The sequence below is a fragment of the Arthrobacter liuii genome (assembly GCF_014639275.1).
GTDB classification, from domain to species: domain Bacteria; phylum Actinomycetota; class Actinomycetes; order Actinomycetales; family Micrococcaceae; genus Arthrobacter; species Arthrobacter liuii.
On the sequence record NZ_BMFW01000016.1, the window covers coordinates 36,512 to 53,337 of the forward strand.

General features: G+C 68.4%; 12 protein-coding genes. 6 read left to right on the plus strand and 6 right to left on the minus strand.

Going from position 1 to position 16,826, the window contains the following annotated elements:
* Positions 1-148: 148 nt before the first annotated feature.
* The 3 genes from IEW19_RS14990 to IEW19_RS15000 all read left to right on the plus strand — a co-directional run bounded on the left by IEW19_RS14990 (position 149) and on the right by IEW19_RS15000 (position 7,786).
* Positions 149-1,744: an FAD-dependent oxidoreductase gene (locus IEW19_RS14990; RefSeq protein ID WP_188572417.1), complete on the plus strand. Its 1,596-nt coding sequence runs from the start codon at positions 149-151 to the stop codon at positions 1,742-1,744.
* A gap of 134 nt (positions 1,745-1,878) precedes the next feature.
* Positions 1,879-6,963, plus strand: coding sequence for an Lhr family helicase (locus tag IEW19_RS14995; protein WP_188572418.1), 5,085 nt, complete (start codon positions 1,879-1,881; stop codon positions 6,961-6,963).
* Complete coding sequence (locus IEW19_RS15000) at positions 6,956-7,786, plus strand: Fpg/Nei family DNA glycosylase (RefSeq protein ID WP_188572419.1); 831 nt, start codon at positions 6,956-6,958, stop codon at positions 7,784-7,786. Before IEW19_RS14995 ends, IEW19_RS15000 begins: the two co-directional genes overlap by 8 nt.
* Positions 7,787-7,807: 21 nt before the next feature.
* Here the strand turns inward: IEW19_RS15000 and yczE are convergent, their stop codons facing one another.
* Complete coding sequence (gene yczE, locus IEW19_RS15005) at positions 7,808-8,428, minus strand: membrane protein YczE (protein WP_188572420.1); 621 nt, start codon at positions 8,426-8,428, stop codon at positions 7,808-7,810.
* Positions 8,429-8,488: 60 nt separating this feature from the next.
* Between yczE and yczR the strand changes: the two genes are divergently transcribed.
* Positions 8,489-9,970, plus strand: coding sequence for a MocR-like transcription factor YczR (yczR, locus tag IEW19_RS15010; protein WP_188572421.1), 1,482 nt, complete (start codon positions 8,489-8,491; stop codon positions 9,968-9,970).
* A gap of 116 nt (positions 9,971-10,086) precedes the next feature.
* On the opposite strand, the gene IEW19_RS15015 is transcribed toward yczR, so the two are convergent.
* Positions 10,087-10,779, minus strand: a complete 693-nt coding sequence (locus tag IEW19_RS15015; RefSeq protein ID WP_188572422.1) for an SRPBCC family protein — start codon at positions 10,777-10,779, stop codon at positions 10,087-10,089.
* Positions 10,776-11,414: a winged helix-turn-helix domain-containing protein gene (locus IEW19_RS15020; RefSeq protein ID WP_188572423.1), complete on the minus strand. Its 639-nt coding sequence runs from the start codon at positions 11,412-11,414 to the stop codon at positions 10,776-10,778. Before IEW19_RS15020 ends, IEW19_RS15015 begins: the two co-directional genes overlap by 4 nt.
* A 115-nt stretch (positions 11,415-11,529) precedes the next feature.
* Between IEW19_RS15020 and IEW19_RS15025 the strand changes: the two genes are divergently transcribed.
* Positions 11,530-12,492, plus strand: a complete 963-nt coding sequence (locus IEW19_RS15025; RefSeq protein WP_188572451.1) for an RluA family pseudouridine synthase — start codon at positions 11,530-11,532, stop codon at positions 12,490-12,492.
* Here the strand turns inward: IEW19_RS15025 and IEW19_RS15030 are convergent.
* Complete coding sequence (locus IEW19_RS15030; protein WP_188572424.1) at positions 12,464-12,994, minus strand: O-acetyl-ADP-ribose deacetylase; 531 nt, start codon at positions 12,992-12,994, stop codon at positions 12,464-12,466. The genes IEW19_RS15025 and IEW19_RS15030 overlap by 29 nt on opposite strands.
* Positions 12,995-13,028: 34 nt before the next feature.
* Between IEW19_RS15030 and IEW19_RS15035 the strand changes: the two genes are divergently transcribed.
* Entirely contained in the window at positions 13,029-13,652 is a 624-nt protein-coding gene (locus IEW19_RS15035) for a DedA family protein (protein ID WP_188572425.1), read from the plus strand.
* Here IEW19_RS15035 and IEW19_RS15040 read toward each other — a convergent pair.
* On the minus strand, positions 13,649-13,954 hold the full coding sequence (locus IEW19_RS15040; protein WP_188572426.1) for a hypothetical protein: 306 nt from the start codon (positions 13,952-13,954) through the stop codon (positions 13,649-13,651). The genes IEW19_RS15035 and IEW19_RS15040 overlap by 4 nt on opposite strands.
* A gap of 45 nt (positions 13,955-13,999) precedes the next feature.
* The gene (ppc, locus tag IEW19_RS15045; RefSeq protein ID WP_188572427.1) at positions 14,000-16,807 is read right to left on the minus strand and encodes a phosphoenolpyruvate carboxylase; all 2,808 of its coding nucleotides are present in this window, start codon (positions 16,805-16,807) and stop codon (positions 14,000-14,002) included.
* Between the last annotated feature and the right edge of the window lie 19 nt (positions 16,808-16,826).

Here is a 16,826-nt window from a genome sequence, read left to right on the forward strand (position 1 = left end):
TCCGGGCTGTTTGGGCCGTCGTCGGGCGTTCCCAACGCCAGCGTCATAAGTACACTGATAAAATCCGCCGCGGATGGAAGGGCCCCATCACGGACCCATCACGAGGACGGCCCGTCAGGGCCCTGGACCGGAGGCAGGTTGGACTGGCATGACCTCGATATGGCTGGACCGCAGGGAGACCTTCACCTCTGATCCGTTCGAGCCGGAGACCAGGTATGACACGGTGGTGGCGGGCGCCGGCCTCACCGGGCTGGTCACGGCACTGTTGCTGGCCCGGTCCGGGCAAAGTGTGCTGGTGCTGGAGGCCCGTTACCCGGGGGCCGTGACCACCGGGAACACCACTGCGAAAGTAACCCTGCTGCAAGGAACATTCCTGTCCCAGCTCGCGCGCCAGTATTCGCAGAAACAGGTGCAGGCATACGTGGACGGCAACAGAGAAGGACAGGCGTGGCTGCTGCGCTACCTGGAGGAACAGAACGTTCCCTACCAGCGCCGCAACGCCTACACCTACGCCGCGTCCGCCCAGGGCACGGAGAAGCTGCGCGAAGAGATCAGCGCGGCCGGGACTGCAGGGCTGGACGTTGATTACGTGCGCGACGCCGGGTTGCCGTTTCCCGTCCACGGCGCCGTCCGCCTGCGCCACCAGGCCCAAATCAACCCGGTGGAGGTCCTTGACGCACTCGTGGCGGATATCCGCAGCCGGGGCGGACGCATCGTCAGCGGTGTGCGGCTCCGCGATGTGACCGGTGATTCTCCAGCGGCCGTACGGACCGACCGGGGCAGTGTCAGGGCGGACAAGGTGGTCCTTGCCACCGGCATCCCGGTCCTGGACCGCGGCCTGTATTTCGCCAAGCTGACGCCAAGCCGCTCCTACGCCGCCGCACTTGAACTGCCGGAGGACCAGGCACCGCCGCCGGGCATGTACCTCTCGGTTGAACAGCCCACCCACTCCCTTCGCGACTACCAGGTGGACGGCAGGAACCTGCTGCTCGTGGGCGGGCACGGGCACCACGTGGGCCGGACGGACTCGGAGAAGGCGCACCTCACCGGCCTGCTCGAGTGGGCCTGGCAGCACTACCCGGGCGCGGTCCCCACGCACATGTGGTCCGCGCAGGACTACCTTCCCACCAACCTCATGCCTTTCTTCGGCAAGCTCCCCCGCGGCAAAGGCCAGATCTACTTCGGCACCGGCTACAACAAGTGGGGAATGACCAACGCCGTCGCCGCCGCTCTGGGCATATCCGCAGACATCCTGGGCGGCCAGGTGCCCTGGGCGGACACCATCCACCACCGCATCACGTCACCTGCCGGTGCGTTGTCCGCCGTCGCGCTTAATGCCGGAGTGGCGGCGAGGCTCGCCTCGGACTGGGGAAAGGTGACCGCCGAGGGACGGAAGTTCGACGGTCGGAAACGGGGCACGGACCAGCCACCGGTTCCTGTTGCGGCTGGTCCTGCTGCGGAACAGGGCGGCGCCGTCCCTGCTGCACCTGTCCCGGCTGCACCTGTACCGGCTGAAGGCCAGGGCAAGGTGTACCGCGAGGGTAACCGGCCGGTGGCAGTGTCCACCGTGGGTGGAAGCAGCTGCCGACTGTCTGCAGTCTGCACCCATCTGGGCGGCATCCTGCACTGGAACGACAACGAACAGACCTGGGACTGCCCCCTGCACGGGTCGCGTTTCACGAACGAAGGCAAGCTGCTTGAGGGCCCGGCCACCAAGGACCTGCCGACGGCGGGAAGTGCTTGAGCAGGGATCGGTAAGCAGCGGGCCTGAAAGCTGGCCGTTGGTGGCCGGAACCCGGGTGGTGGGATGTTCGGCTTCGGGCGGAACCCCGGCCGCTCCCGGGGGTGGGTGTCAGTGCCTTGCGGCATGATGGAGGCATGAACCAGGAACAGCGTCCTCCCGGCGGAAGTGATTCCGGCGCGGCCGCCCCCATGGGTCAGTTCAGCCGGCCAACCAGGGACTGGTTCATGGGCGCGTTTTCCGAGCCGACCCCTGCGCAGGCCGGGGCATGGAACGCCATCTCGTCAGGATCGCATGCGCTGGTGGTGGCCCCCACCGGTTCCGGAAAGACCCTCGCAGCCTTCCTGTGGGCCCTGGACCGGCTCCTGGTTTCGGAGTCGGAAGCCCCTGCTCCTGCCAGTGCTGAGCCGGCACCGAAAGGGAAGCGGACCCGGGCTCCGAAGCGCAAGACCCGCGTCCTCTACATTTCGCCCCTCAAGGCCTTGGGTGTGGACGTGGAACGGAACCTTCGGTCCCCGCTGATCGGCATCACCCAGACGGCAAAGCGGCTGGGACTTCCCGCGCCGCTGATCACGGTGGGGGTCAGGTCCGGGGATACGCCCGCCGCCGACCGCCGTACGCTCTTGAGCAACCCGCCGGACATCCTCATCACCACCCCCGAATCACTGTTCCTCATGCTCACCTCGAAGGCCCGGGAAACCCTCGCCGAGGTAGACACCATCATAATCGACGAGGTCCACGCCGTGGCCGGGACCAAGCGCGGGGCCCATCTTGCCGTAAGCCTTGAACGGCTTGACGCGCTGCTGCCTAAACCCGCGCAGCGCATCGGGCTTTCCGCCACGGTGGAGCCCCGGGAACTCGTGGCGCAGTTCCTCGCCGGTTCGGCACCTGTGGAAATCGTCGCGCCGCCGGCCAGGAAGAACTGGGACCTCACGGTCTCCGTGCCGGTGGAGGACATGTCGGACCTGCAGGGCGCGGCGGGGGCGTTCGATTCCGGCCCGGCATCCGGGCTGCAGCCCCACGCGTCCATCTGGCCGCATGTGGAGGAGAAGATCGTGGACCTGGTGCTGGCCAACCAGTCCACCATCGTCTTCGCCAACTCCCGGCGCCTGGCCGAACGCCTCACCGCGCGGCTCAACGAAATCTACGCCGAACGCCAACTGGTTGCCGTCGGCGGCGGGTGGGATGAGCCCGGTGCGGACGGGCAGGCGGGCACCCCCGGCACTTTGGCGGGACCGCCGTCGGGGATTCCCGCATCAACCGCCACGCCCGCGCACATGATGGCGCAGGCCGGAAGTTCCGCCGGCGCTGATCCGGTGCTGGCCCGCGCCCACCACGGTTCGGTTTCCAAGGACCAGCGTGCGCTCATCGAGGACGACCTCAAGTCCGGCAGGCTGCGGTGCGTGGTGGCCACGTCGTCCCTGGAGCTGGGCATCGACATGGGCGCGGTGGACCTGGTGGTGCAGGTGGAGTCCCCGCCGTCCGTGGCCAGCGGCCTGCAGCGGGTGGGCCGCGCCGGGCACCAGGTGGGCGAGATTTCCCAGGGTGTCCTTTTCCCCAAGCACCGCGCAGACCTGGTCCATACGGCCATCACGGTTGAGCGGATGCTGGACGGCAAAATCGAGCGGCTAAGTATTCCTGCCAACCCGCTGGACATCCTGGCCCAGCAGACCGTGGCCGCCACGGCCCTGGGCAGCATTGATGTGGAGGAATGGTTCAGCACCGTCCGGCGCTCTGCACCCTTCACTTCCCTCCCCCGGTCGGCGTTCGAAGCCACCCTCGACCTGCTGGCGGGGCGGTATCCGTCTGACGAATTCGCCGAGCTGCGGCCCCGGATCATCTGGGACCGCAACGCCGGCACCATCGAGGGCCGGCCCGGCGCCCAGCGCCTGGCCGTCACGTCCGGGGGCACCATCCCGGACCGCGGCCTGTTCGGCGTCTACATCATCGGTACCGAACAGGAGGGCTCGGCCTCCCCCTCGGAGGACGGGAAACCGGCACGGGCACCGAAAGGCGGCCGCCGCGTGGGCGAACTCGACGAAGAGATGGTCTACGAGTCCAGGGTGGGCGACGTCTTTGCCCTGGGCGCCACCAGCTGGAAGATCGAGGACATCACGCACGACCGCGTCCTGGTCTCCCCCGCGTTCGGACAGCCCGGCAAGCTGCCGTTCTGGAAGGGCGATTCGCTGGGGCGGCCGGTGGACCTGGGCCGCGCCCTGGGTGCGTTCGTCCGTGAGCTGTCGGCGTCCGACGCCGGCCCTGCCACCGAGCGCGTCAAGGCCAGCGGGCTGGACGACTTCGCCGCCAACAACCTCATCCAGTACCTCAGCGAGCAGAAGCAGGCCACGGAGGTGGTCCCCAGCGACACCACTCTGGTGGTGGAGCGGTTCCACGACGAACTGGGCGACTGGCGGGTCATCCTGCACAGCCCGTTCGGCATGCCGGTACACGCGCCGTGGGCCCTCGCTGTGGGGCAGCGGCTGCACCAGCGCTACGGCCTGGACGGCTCGGCGATGGCGGCCGACGACGGCATCGTGCTGCGGGTGCCCATGATGGAGGACGAGCCGCCCGGCGCCGAACTGTTCCTTTTCGATCCTGAGGAGCTGGAGCAGATCGTCACCGCCGAGGTGGGCGGCAGTGCCCTGTTCGCGTCGCGGTTCCGCGAGTGCGCTGCCCGTGCGCTCCTGCTGCCCCGGCAAACCCCCGGCAAACGCCAGCCCCTGTGGCAGCAGCGCCAGCGGTCCGCCCAGCTGCTGGACGTGGCCCGGAAGTACCCCACGTTCCCCATCGTGCTGGAGACCGTGCGCGAATGCCTGCAGGATGTCTACGACCTGCCGGCTTTGAAGGACATCGCCGCTTCCGTGGAGCGGCGGGAGCTGCGGATCCTGCAAACCACCACGCAACAGCCCTCACCGTTCGCAAAGTCCCTTCTTTTCGGCTACGTGGCCCAGTTCCTCTACGAGGGCGATTCCCCGCTCGCGGAACGCCGCGCCGCGGCCCTGGCACTGGACTCCACGCTCCTCAACGAACTGCTGGGCCGGGTGGAGCTGCGTGAGCTCCTGGACGCCAAGGTCATCGAGGCAACCGAACGCGAGCTGCAGCGGCTAGCCCCGGACCGGCGGGCGCGCGGGGTGGAAGGCGTGGCGGACCTGCTGCGGCTGCTGGGCCCGCTCGCCCCTGAAGAAACGGCAGCGCGGCTCCAGGGTGTTCCTGTGGCGGGGCTGGACGCCGCGGCGGTCGATGCCACCGAACCTGAGGCTGAGCCTGCCGGCACCGGGCCCGTCGAAGCCGCCGCCACCGTGGAAGAAGCCGGGGCCCACCTCGCTGCGCTCCAGCGCGCCAACCGTGCCATCAAGGTCAACATCGGCGGGGTGGAGCGCTTCGCCGCCGTGGAAGATGCAGCGCGCCTGCGCGACGCCATCGGCGTGCCGCTGCCCATGGGTGTGCCGCTGGCCTTCATAGAACCCGTGGCCGATCCCCTGGGTGACCTCGTCTCCCGGTATGCGCGCACGCACGGCCCCTTCACAGCAGCCGAAGCCGCAGCCCGGCTGGGCCTGGGCGTGGCAGTGGTAGGCAGCGCACTGAAACGCCTGGCGGCGGATGGCCGCGTGGTGGAGGGCGAGTTCCGGCCCCACGTCACCCCGCCTGAGGCCGTACCACCGGACTCCGCGCGGCAGGAAGACTCCTCCGAGGCTCCCGGGCGTGATGCGGCAACGCAGCCCACTGACGTACTGGCGGGACCTGCTGCCGGCGAGCATGCACCCGACATTCCGCACTCCATCGCCAGCGAATGGTGCGACGCCGAGGTGCTCCGCAAGCTCCGCCGTCGTTCCCTGGCCGCCCTGCGCGCCGAAGTGGAGCCGGTGGACGGCGCCGCCTACGGTCGCTTCCTGCCCGCATGGCAGCACGTCCGGACCCCCGGCGGCGGCCGCGGGCAGCCCTCACTGCGGGGACTGGACGGCGTCATCACCGCCATCGACCAGCTCTCGGGGGTGCCCGTTCCCGCCTCGGCGTGGGAGCCCCTGGTGCTGGCCTCGCGGGTGTCCAACTACCAGCCGGCCATGCTGGACGAACTCATGGCTGCCGGTGAGGTCCTCTGGTCCGGCGCCGGGGCGCTGCCCGGAAACGACGGTTGGATCAGCCTCCACCTGGCGGACTCAGTGGAACTGACGCTCAACCCATCGCCCGAGTTCGAACCGGGGGACGCCGGGCAACGGCTCCTCGACCACCTGCGGACCAACGGCGGCGGGTATTTTTTCCGGCAGCTGACCGAGGTGGCGGGCGGCATGGACGCCGTGCTGGGCGACCAGGAAGTGGTGGCTGCGCTGTGGGATCTCGCGTGGGCCGGCAGGATCACCGGGGACACGTTCGCACCGGTCCGGGCCCTGATTGCCGGCGGCCACACCGCCCACCGCCAGGTGGCCCGCGCGCCCCGGGCCAGGGCACCGCGGCTAAGCCGGCTGGGCCGTTCGCACGGCACCGGCCTGATGGGATCCCCAGGGCTGGCCGGCGGCCGGTACGGACCCCAGGGGGCCGCCACCCCGCCCACTGCCGCCGGCCGCTGGTCCGCCCTCCCCGACCCCGAACTTGACGCCACCATCCACGCCCGCGCCACCGCGGAACTCCTCCTGGACCGCTACGGCGTGGTCACCAGGGGCTCGGTCATGGCGGAACAGATCCTGGGCGGTTTCGGACTCATGTACAAGGTCCTGGCCCGGCTGGAGGAGGCCGGCCGCTGCCGGCGGGGCTACTTCATCGAGCACCTGGGTGCCGCCCAATTCGCTGTTCCGGCCACTGTTGACCGGCTTCGCTCCTACTCCGAGGACACACAGCTGGCCAAGGCAGAACCCGTGGCCCTGGCCCTCGCCGCCACCGATCCCGCCAACCCCTTCGGCGCCGCCCTCCCCTGGCCTGCGCTGCAGGACGACGCCGGCACCGGCCACCGGCCAGGCCGGAAGGCGGGGGCGCTGGTGGTGCTGGTGGACGGTGCGCTGGTTCTCTACGTGGAACGGGGCGGGAAGACCCTTCTGGCGTTCAGCGATGACGACGCCGTCCTGGCGGCGGCAGGTGTGGCGCTGGTGGGCGTCGTGACCCGCGGAGCGGTGGACAAGCTGGTCATGGAGAAGGTGAACGGGCACGGAATCCTTGATACCCGCGTTGCAGTCGCCTTGAGCTCCGCCGGCGCCTACTCCACGCCGAAGGGACTGAGGATCCGTGCCTGAGGGGGATTCCGTCTGGCGGGCAGCCCATCAGCTGCACCAGGCCCTGGCAGGCCAGACTTTGCTTGCCTCCGATTTCCGCGTGCCCCGGTTCGCCACGCTGAACCTGGCAGGCTGGACCGTCGCCGAGGTAATTCCCAGGGGCAAGCATCTGCTGATGCGCGTGGTGGGCCCAGACAAGAAACGGCTGACCATCCACTCGCACCTAAAGATGGAAGGCGCCTGGCAGGTCTATCCCCCGGGCGGCAGGTGGCGGAAACCTGGTTTCACCGCACGGTGCGTGCTGCGCACGGCTGCGGCAGACGCCGTCGGGTTCTCCCTTGGCATTGTGGAAGTGGTGGCAACAGCCAACGAAGACTCCATCGTGGGGTTCCTCGGCCCGGACCTCCTGGGCCCGGACTGGGACCTCGACGAGGCGGAACGCCGCATCCGGTCCCACCCGGACGCTCCCGTGGGCGTGGCGCTGCTGGACCAGCGGAACCTTGCGGGCATCGGCAACATCTACCGCTGCGAAGCGTGCTTCCTGTCCGGGGTCCATCCCGCCACGCCCGTCTCGGAAGTTGCGGACGTACGGACTTTGATGGCCGATGCCAAGCAGCTCCTTGAGGTCAACCTGGGGCCCGGCCGCCGCGTCACCATCCTCAACGCCCGGGGCATGCCGGTGGGCCGGATGGCAGGCAGGCCCGGCTACTGGGTCTACGGCAGGGAACGCCAGCCCTGCCTGAAATGCGGCACGCCCATCCAGCGAGGCCTCCTGGGCAAGCCGAACGGCGAGGAGGAACGCGACATCTACTTCTGCCCGAAATGCCAGCCGGCGCCGGCCTGACCTCCGGTCACCGGGCAGCGTTCAACAGTTAGCGGCGCTGGGTTCCTTGGTGGTTTTCGGCGCCACCGGCTGGACCATGAAACGCGGAAGCAGCACGTGGACCAACGGACCGATCGCCAGCGCGTAGACCACCGTACCCACGCCCACCGAACCGCCAAGCAGCCAGCCGGCCGCCAGCACCGTCACCTCGATGAGCGTACGGGACAACCGGACGCTCCAACCCGTGCGGCGGGCCAGGCCGGTCATCAGCCCGTCGCGCGCGCCCGGACCAAAACCGGCGCCGATGTAGCAGGCCGAGGCGACGGCATTCAGCAGCACAGCCCCGGCTAGAAGGCCGATCTGGCCGGCAAGGTGGGACACGGCAGGGATCAGTGCGAGTCCGATGTCTGCGAACACGCCCACCAGCACCGCGTTGCACAAGGTTCCAAAGCCTGGCCACTGGCGCAGCGGAATCCAGAGCAACAGCACCAGGAAACTCACGATGATGACCACCAGGCCGATGCTCAGCCCGGTGTGGTTGGCCAGTCCCTGATGGAAGACGTCCCACGGGTCCAGGCCCAGGCCGGCACGGATGAACAGGGCCAGGGAGATGCCATACATGGCCAGGCCGGTGGAAAGCTGGAGGAGTCTGCGGGTCATCATGCAAACACCTTCCCATTCGACTGGCATGCGATTACATATCCAGTTTGAGATACTGGCCTCATGGCTCCTTCACTTGGCGCAGCAGCCCTGTCCCGCCTGCTCGGCCCGTGGAACCGTGGGTCGGGCCCGGCTTACCGCGGACTCGCGGACGTTCTGCGGCTCCTCATCCTCGACGGGCGGGTACCACTGGACACCGCACTGCCCAGCGAGCGGTCCCTGTCCTCGGCACTGGAAGTCAGCCGAACGACGGTGACTGCCGCTTATTCGAGCCTTCGGGAACAGGGGTTCCTCAGCAGCGGGCAGGGCAGCCGGGGCCGGACCCGCATCCCGGAGAACACTACGTTCGGACGCGCGCTCTACGGTCCACGACCCGCGGCCGGCGGCGCGCAGGTCGCCCCGGGCCTCACCGCGCCGGAGGGGCTGGTTGATCTGGCCTACTCGGCACTGCCCGCCAGCGGTGAGGTGGTGCACCGGGCGTTCGCGGCGGCCCTGACGGAGCTCCCCGCGTTACTGCCGGGATTCGGATACGACGCGCTGGGACTTCTGCCGCTGCGGCAGGCCATCGCAGACAGGTATTCCGCCGCCGGAGCACCCACCCAGCCAAGCCAGATTATGGTGACCTCCGGCGCACAGCATGCATTGACCATCATCATCCGCGCGCTGGCAGACCGGCAGGACAGGATTTTGGTGGAACATCCCAGCTACCCCAACGCACTGGACGCTGTCCGCGCCGCCCACTGCCGCCCGGTCCCGGTAGCGTTCACGGACAACGGCTGGGACCTGCCCGCGCTTGAGTCCGCCCTGGCCCAGCAACGTCCAACGATCGCCTATGTGATCCCGGATTTCCACAACCCCACGGGCATGATCATGCCCGACAGCCAACGCCGAAGACTGGCACGGGCGGCCGCCGCGGCGGGAACGGTCCTGGTGGCAGACGAGACCCTCCGCGAACTCAACCTCGACGGCGTTCCCAGCACTCCCATGGCAGCCTTCGGCAAAACCGTTGTGTCCATCGGATCGCTGAGCAAGTCCCACTGGGGCGGCCTGCGTACGGGCTGGATCCGGGCGTCGGAGCCGATGATCCAGCGGTTTGCATCCACCCGGACGGCGCTGGACCTGGGCGGCCCGGTCATGGAGCAGTTGGCGGCAGCCCACCTGGTCAGGGCCCTGGATGAGCCGCTGCCGGCATTGCTGGACATGCTGCGCGGCAACCGCGCTGCACTCCTGGCCCTGCTGCAGGATCACCTGCCCGAGTGGGAAACTGCAGTGCCGGCCGGCGGCCTGTCCGTTTGGTGCCGGCTCCCCACACCCATCAGCACGGCGCTGACCGTCATCGCCCCGGACTACGGGATCCGGCTGGCGGCGGGGCCGCGGTTCGGGGTGGGCGGCGCCTTCGAACGCAACCTCCGGCTGCCGTTCACGCTTCCGCCGGAGAAGCTGGAGGCGGCCGTGCTGGCGCTCAAGGCTGCCAGGGACAGGCTCGACGCCGCTCCCCAGCTCCGGCGCTCGCTGACCCATGCCCCCGCCGTCGCCATTGCCTGACCGCCGCCGCAAACGCCGGAACGGTGCCAAAACGCCGTAGCGGAACGGCGTCCCCGCAGCATTCCAGCGATCCCGGCAGTTGAAGCGGCAATAGGAATGGCGGGACCGGGCCGGAGCTACGCGTAGACGCGCTCCAGGAACCCGCCCCAGGCCTTCGCAGTGGCGGCGGGATCACCGGCACCGCTGAAGTCGTGCACCGTCATACCCACCGGGGCGCCGAAGGCGTTGCGGCCGAAGAAGCGGTACAGGACGTCCGGGGTACGCAGGCCCACGAAGTGCTCATTCGCGAAGTCCACCTCGCCTGACAACTTCCCCACGCCGTCGAGCTCCACGTCAACGGCGGATCCCCGGCCGGCAGAGCCGACGCCCAGGGCGTCGCGCAGCCGGGTGAAGCCGTCCGGGGCCTGGGACGCGGCAGGGGCCTGGATGTCGGTGAACACCACGGGCCGGCCGTCGAAGTACTGCAGGTACTGGCCCAGCGTGTGCAGGTAAAACTCCGTGTGCCGGCTGGCGCCGTCGTACTGCCCGTCCCAGTCGTCCGTGAAAATGCCGCTGTGGACGTAATGCAGCCGGGTGCGGCCGCCGTCGAGCGCTTCCAGCACGTGCTCGAGCTGGTTGAACCAGCCGTCCGGCCCGTCCATCCGGGACACCAGGTGGTGGGGGTACTCCTCGACGGTCCTGACGGCCGGCCACTGGTCCGTGGGAAACATCCAGGCTGGCGTCCCGTTCGTAACGGCTTCCCATACCCGCTCAGGGGTGCCGGGGAGCTCCGTATCGTAAACAATCTCGAAGTTGCGCTTGTCAGTCATTTGTCCTGTTCCTTGCCTGGGTCGGATTCGTTGCTTGCGATGGGGGCACTGGCTTCCTTGAGGGCCGGGTGCAGCGCCACGACGAGCCGGTGCCGCCGGCCCCGTGACGACGCGCCGCCGTCGTGGTACTTGTCCACCAGCCGCGTGACCTCTACGCCGAGTTCTTCGGCGAACGCAGCCCGGTCAGCGGCGGAGCGGAAGGTGATGTCACCGTCAATGGCGAAGGTGGCCAGCTTCTGCCGTGCAGCGGCAGCACCGGCTATCAGCGTTCCCATTTCCTGGACCATGCGGCCCGCGAGCGCCAGCAGCCAAAACGCGGAAAAGCGGTCGGCGAACCGGCGCGGATCCGGTGAGACTGCGGCCAGCGCGGAGGGTGAGATGAGGTATGAGGCCGCCGTGGCCTGCAGGATCCGCTCGGTCACGTTGCCCTTGCGGCGCTCTTCCACCAGCTCCACCAGCCCATGCCGCTCCAGCGCCTTCAGGTGGTAGTTCACCTTCTGCCGCGGCAGGCCCACCCGCACCGCCAACTGGGTGGCCGAGCCCGGCTGGACCAGCTCGCGCAGGATCCGGGTGCGGATGGGGTCGAGGGATATCTCGGCAGCTGCCGGGTCTTCGATGACTGCGATGTCCTGCATGCCTCCATTCTGGTCACCGACAAAATTTATTGTCAAGAAATATTTATCCGTCGGTTTTATCCCGCTCCTTATGGCCGCAAGGCTCCCGGGACCCCGCCGGTAGAATGGACCGGTGATGCAATCCCCCCTTCCCGTGCGCGACGGCGTCAACGCCACCCGCCTCCGCCTCCCGGAAGAGGGGCCGTGGGACACCGCAATGGACTACATGATGCACCGCTGGGGGCACATCGATCCGCAGGGCATCGAGGAAAGGTTCGACGCCGGCGAGATCGTTGGCGAGGGCGGCGTACCTTTGGACCGGACAACGCCGCTGCAGGACCACACCTTCATCTGGTACTACCGCACGCTGCCTTCCGAGACGCGGCTGCCGGTGGAGATCAGCATCCTGCACCAGGACGAACACCTGCTGGTGGTGGACAAGCCGCACTTCCTGCCCACCACGCCGGGCGGCACCTACATCCAGGAATCCGCCCTGGTGCGCCTGCGGAACCAGCTGGACCTGCCGGACCTGATTCCCATGCACCGGCTGGACCGGATGACCGCCGGCGTCCTGCTCTTCTCCACCAATCCCCTGACGCGCGGCAAGTACCAGGTGCTCTTCGAAAAGCGGCAGGTGCAGAAGGAATACGAGTGCATCTCCGCCGCCGCGCCCGCACCGGGGCACCCCGCCGTCGAATTCCCCGTGGTGGTCCGCAACCGGATGACCAAGTCCCGCAGCTACCTGCTGGCGGAAGTCATCGACGGCGAACCGAACGCGGAAACCAGGATTGAGCGTCTGGAAACGTTCGACGGCGGCCCTTCGTTGGGTGCCAACGGCACCACCGAACGCCTCGCCAGGTACCGGCTGGAGCCGCATACCGGCAAGACGCATCAGCTGCGGGTCCACATGGCCTCATTGGGACTGGGGATCGTGAACGACGCCTTCTACCCTGACCTGCTGGACAAGGCCCCGGACGACTACGCCAAGCCGCTCCAGCTGCTGGCCCGCGGCATCAGGTTCGTGGATCCGATCTCCGGCAGGCCCGTGGAGTACCGCAGCAGCATGGAACTCAGCGAAGCGGTCCCAGCACGTCCTTGAACACTGCCTCCACCTCCGCGGTGTGCAGCACGAACTCCACCAACTCCAGGCCGCTGGCCGGATGCGAAGCCCGGAACCCTTCAACCGCGTCGAGTGCCGCCTGCGCCACGGCCGCCGCGCCCCACCCGTAGGCCCCCGCACCCACTGCAGGGAAGGCAAGCGCACCGGCATCCAATGTGTCAGCCAGCCGCAGGCTTTCGCTGAAGCAGGACACCAGGAGCGCGCGGTTGGTTTGTCCCGCATGGCGGTTAGGCCCCACCGTGTGGATCACCCAGCGGGCCGGCAACCCGAAAGCGGGTGTCGCCACCGCCGCCCCGGTCTGGAGGCCGTGCGGCAGCCCGGTGGCGCGCAGCTCCCGGCAGGCAGCCAGCAGCTCCGGCCCGGCTGCGCGGTGAAGCGCCCCGTCCACTCCCCCGCCGCCCAGCAGTGACGAATTCGCGGCGTTCACCACCACGTCCACCCGCCGCCGCGTAATGTCACCCTGCAGAACCGAGATCCGCATGCCGCCAGTTTCCCAAGTGCGGTACGTTGTGGCAATGGACTTCGGCAGCGTTGACAGCTGGGGGGCGGCCCTCTACTTCTGGGTCATCCCGCTGGTGATCGGCGACGCCATTTTTCCCCCCATCCCATCGGAGATGGTGGTGATTACCGGTGGCGCACTGTCGGCGGATGGCCGGGCCAACGTGTTCCTGGTGCTTGTACTCGCCGCCGTGGCTTCCTGGCTGGGCGACATGGTGGTATTCCACCTTTTCCGCCGGCGGCTGAGCCATGTGCTGGACCGCTGGAAATGGGGCCGGCGGGTCCACAGCGGTATCCACGCGGCGCTGGCCAAGGCCGGCCGTTCCTCCACCTACGGGACCATCATCGGCGCCCGGTTCATCCCCGGCGGCCGGCTTGCCACGTCGGCAGCGTCCGGCATTGCCAACGTGTCCGTCCGCGGCTTCGGGCTGTGCGCCGGACTGGGGGCGGTCCTGTGGGCCTGCTGGCTGGTGGGGCTTGGCTACTTCACCGGGTCAACCACCAAGCTGCCGTTCTGGGCCAGCTCCCTCATCGGCGTGGCCGTTGGGCTGGTGATCGGCGCCGTCGTAGGGATCATCGTGACCCGCCGCCGCGGGGACCGGTCCCCGGTCGAGGATGAGCCCCTCCCCGACGCAGGCTAGACAGGCAGCCACTTGCCGCGGCTGCGCCGCAGCACGCTGAGCGAACCTGTCAGCGCAACGCGTTCGACGGCGTCGCGCATCATCGCTGCCGACTCCAGCGCCTGTTGGTTCTCGCCGCTGTACTCGGTCGCCTCAACCAGGAAGCGCAGGTTCAGCTGCGCCACGCCGCCGGCGAGCTGAAGTTGGTGCGCCTCCACGTGGTGGCGGGTGCCCAGCGCCTCAACGGCCGCGTCCATGACGGCCTCCGGCGGATTGCCCGGCCGGAGCCCGGTGATTTTGAGGCGGGTCTGGAACGAAGGCATGGCTCCAACCCTATCCAACCCGGATGCCCGGTCAGCAAACGGGGTTTAGCCGGTATTGCGCAGGCCCGCCGCCACCCCGTTGACGGTGATGAGCATGGCCCGCTGGAGGCGTTCGTCGATTTCCGCTCCACTGATATCGGCTTCGGTCCGGATGCGGCGCAGGAGTTCCACCTGCAGATAGCTGATGGGGTCCAGGTACTGGTCGCGGATTTCCAGGGACCGTTTCAGTGTGGGCTGTGCATCCAGGAGCAGGTTCTCGCCGGTCAGTTTGCGGACCTCGGCCACCGTGAGCTCAAACTCTTCGCGGATACTGCGGAACAGGTGGTGCAGCTCCTCGGGAACCAGGGTGGCCACGTAGTAGCCGGCAATGTCCATGTCCGTCTTGGCGAGCGTCATTTCCACGTTGGACAGCACGGAGCGGAAGAAGTGCCAGTGATCCATCATCTCCACCAGCTGCGCCGAATGCCCGGCCTCCCGGGCGGCCTTGAGTCCCGAGCCCACGCCAAACCAGCCGGGCACGATCTGCCGGGACTGCGTCCAGCCGAACACCCACGGGATGGCCCGCAGGCCGCCCAGTCCGGCGCCGGAGTCGGGGCGCTTGGACGGGCGCGAGCCGATGTTTAGCGATCCCAGCTGCTCCACAGGGGTGGAGGCCATGAAGTAGGCGGGCAGGTCCGGGTGGTCGATCAGCTGGCGGTAACGGTCAAACGCCGCGTCCGAGATGGCCTCCATGACGTGCCCGTAGCGTTCCCGCTGGTCCTCCGAGGTCCGCGGGTCGCGGTGCAGGGCCGAACCCTGCAGCACCGCGGCCAGTGAAAGCTCCAGGTTTTCGCGGGCGAGCTCCGGCAGGGAGTACTTGTCGGAGATGACTTCGCCCTGCTCGGTGAACTTGATCTCGCCTTCCAGGACCCCATGGGGCTGGGCCAGGATGGCATCGTAGGTGGGTCCACCGCCGCGGCCCACGGAACCACCGCGGCCGTGGAACAGGCGGACGCGCACGCCATGCTTGGCGGCAACGTCCCGCAGCTTGCGCTGGGTCTTGTGGATTTCCCACTGGCTGGTCATCACGCCGGATTCCTTGTTGGAATCCGAGTAGCCCAGCATCACTTCCTGGATGTCGCCGCGCAGCCGCACCAGTTCACGGTAGGAGGGGTCGGACAGCAGCTGGTCGATGATCTCGGCAGAGGCCCGCAGTTCCTCCACCGTCTCCAGCAGCGGGGCGAAGCCCAGCTTGGCGTAGGGCTTGTCGCCGAAGAGGTTCACCAGGCCGGCTTCGCGGGCCAGCACGGCGGCGGCCAGGACGTCGTCCGCGCCGCGGGTCATGGAGATGATGTAAGTCTCGATGACGTCCGGACCGTACATGCGCAGGGCGCGGCGGATCTCGCGGAAGACATCGTAGGTGCCGTCGGCGGCGCCCTCGAGCTTGATCGGGTGGCCGGAAAGCGGACGACGGGAGGCCAGTTCGGAGCCCAGCACTTCGAAGCGCTCTTCACGGCTCAGTTCTGCGTACCGCAGCCCGGGGCCGCCGATCCGGTCCATCAGCTGCCCGACGGCGTCGTGGTGGTGGTCTGCGTGTTCCCGGATGTCCAGGGTGGCCAGGTGCAAGCCGAAGGAGGCGATGGCGCGGCGGACCCGGGCCAGGGAGCCGTCCGCAGCCAGGGCGGCGGAATGGTTGCGGAGCGACAGTTCCAGCAGGTGCAGGTCCGCCAGGAGTTCTTCGGTTCCGCTGTAGTCCCGGCCGTGCTCGTGGTTGGAGTTGGCGGCAACCCGTTTGCCGGTGTTGATCAGCTTGGCCTTGATGCAGGTGAGCTTGAGCCGGTAAGGCTCCTGGGCGTTCAACTCCAGGACACGCTTGTCCAGGCCGGGCAGCTTCTGCAGGTCCTCATCAATGGACTCAAGAAGCGATTGGTCAGCACCGGCGAGGGCCGTGGAGTTGGACAGGATGGAAATCAGCTCATCGATCATGCCGATGCTGATCCGGATGGCGCTCTGGTTCTGGATCTGCAGGATCTCGCGGGTCACCGCGGCGGTGACGTTCGGGTTGCCGTCCCGGTCACCGCCGATCCAGGAGCCAAACCGGATGGGGGCGTCCTTGGAGGCGAGGGTGACGCCGTGCTCGCCCAGCAGTTCGGAGAGCTCCGAAAGCATTTCCGGCATGGCGTCGGTGAGGATGCCGCCCAGGTAGTAGATGGCGTTGCGGGCCTCGTCCACCGGGGTGGGCCGGACCTGGCGGAGTTCGTCGGTCTGCCACATCTGGTCGATGATTTCGGCCAGCTGCCGGTCCTGCCGGCGCCGGGCCGTGGAACCTTCGGCGGTGTGCTGGGACAGGACGTCGGAGAGCTTCCGGATCTTGTCCAGGACCGAGCGGCGGGAGGCCTCCGTGGGGTGGGCGGTAAAAATGGGACGCACGTCCAGCCCGTTGACGACCTCCTGCAGCACGTCCGGGCCGGCCTGCGCGGCAATGTCCGCCACGGTCTTGGCCAGCCAGCCGTCCTTTTCGGCGCGGGTCCGCAGGCCTCGGACCCGGTGCACTTGCTCGGCGGCGTTGGCCAGGTGGAAGTAGAACGCAAAGGCGCGCACCAGGTCGGTCGCCTGCTCGATGGGCAGGGAGCCGAGCATCTCGCGGACCTGGGCAACGACGTCGTGCGCGCTCCATGGCCCCGTGGCGTGCGCACCGCCACGCGCTGCTTCCTTGGATTCCTTGGTCAGGAGCCGGACCTGCTCAACGAGGTCCAGGAGTTCCGGTCCGTGCTGGCGGACCAGCGATTCGCCCAGCAGGGTGGACACACGCCGGACGTCCGCGCGCAGTTCGGAGGCAAGATCGGTTTCGGGAGGTGTTGCAGTGTGAGCCATTGAAACAATCTTTCGAGGG

Excerpts from the sequence above, each read along its gene's own strand:
- IEW19_RS14990 (WP_188572417.1), top strand. The coding sequence starts at position 149 with ATGACCTCGATATGGCTGGACCGCAGGGAGACCTTCACCTCTGATCCG.
- IEW19_RS14995 (WP_188572418.1), top strand. The coding sequence starts at position 1,879 with ATGAACCAGGAACAGCGTCCTCCCGGCGGAAGTGATTCCGGCGCGGCC.
- yczE (WP_188572420.1), bottom strand. The coding sequence starts at position 8,428 with ATGATGACCCGCAGACTCCTCCAGCTTTCCACCGGCCTGGCCATGTAT.
- yczR (WP_188572421.1), top strand. The coding sequence starts at position 8,489 with ATGGCTCCTTCACTTGGCGCAGCAGCCCTGTCCCGCCTGCTCGGCCCG.
- IEW19_RS15015 (WP_188572422.1), bottom strand. The coding sequence starts at position 10,779 with ATGACTGACAAGCGCAACTTCGAGATTGTTTACGATACGGAGCTCCCC.
- IEW19_RS15020 (WP_188572423.1), bottom strand. The coding sequence starts at position 11,414 with ATGCAGGACATCGCAGTCATCGAAGACCCGGCAGCTGCCGAGATATCC.
- IEW19_RS15025 (WP_188572451.1), top strand. The coding sequence starts at position 11,530 with ATGCAATCCCCCCTTCCCGTGCGCGACGGCGTCAACGCCACCCGCCTC.
- IEW19_RS15030 (WP_188572424.1), bottom strand. The coding sequence starts at position 12,994 with ATGCGGATCTCGGTTCTGCAGGGTGACATTACGCGGCGGCGGGTGGAC.
- IEW19_RS15035 (WP_188572425.1), top strand. The coding sequence starts at position 13,029 with ATGGACTTCGGCAGCGTTGACAGCTGGGGGGCGGCCCTCTACTTCTGG.
- IEW19_RS15040 (WP_188572426.1), bottom strand. The coding sequence starts at position 13,954 with ATGCCTTCGTTCCAGACCCGCCTCAAAATCACCGGGCTCCGGCCGGGC.
- ppc (WP_188572427.1), bottom strand. The coding sequence starts at position 16,807 with ATGGCTCACACTGCAACACCTCCCGAAACCGATCTTGCCTCCGAACTG.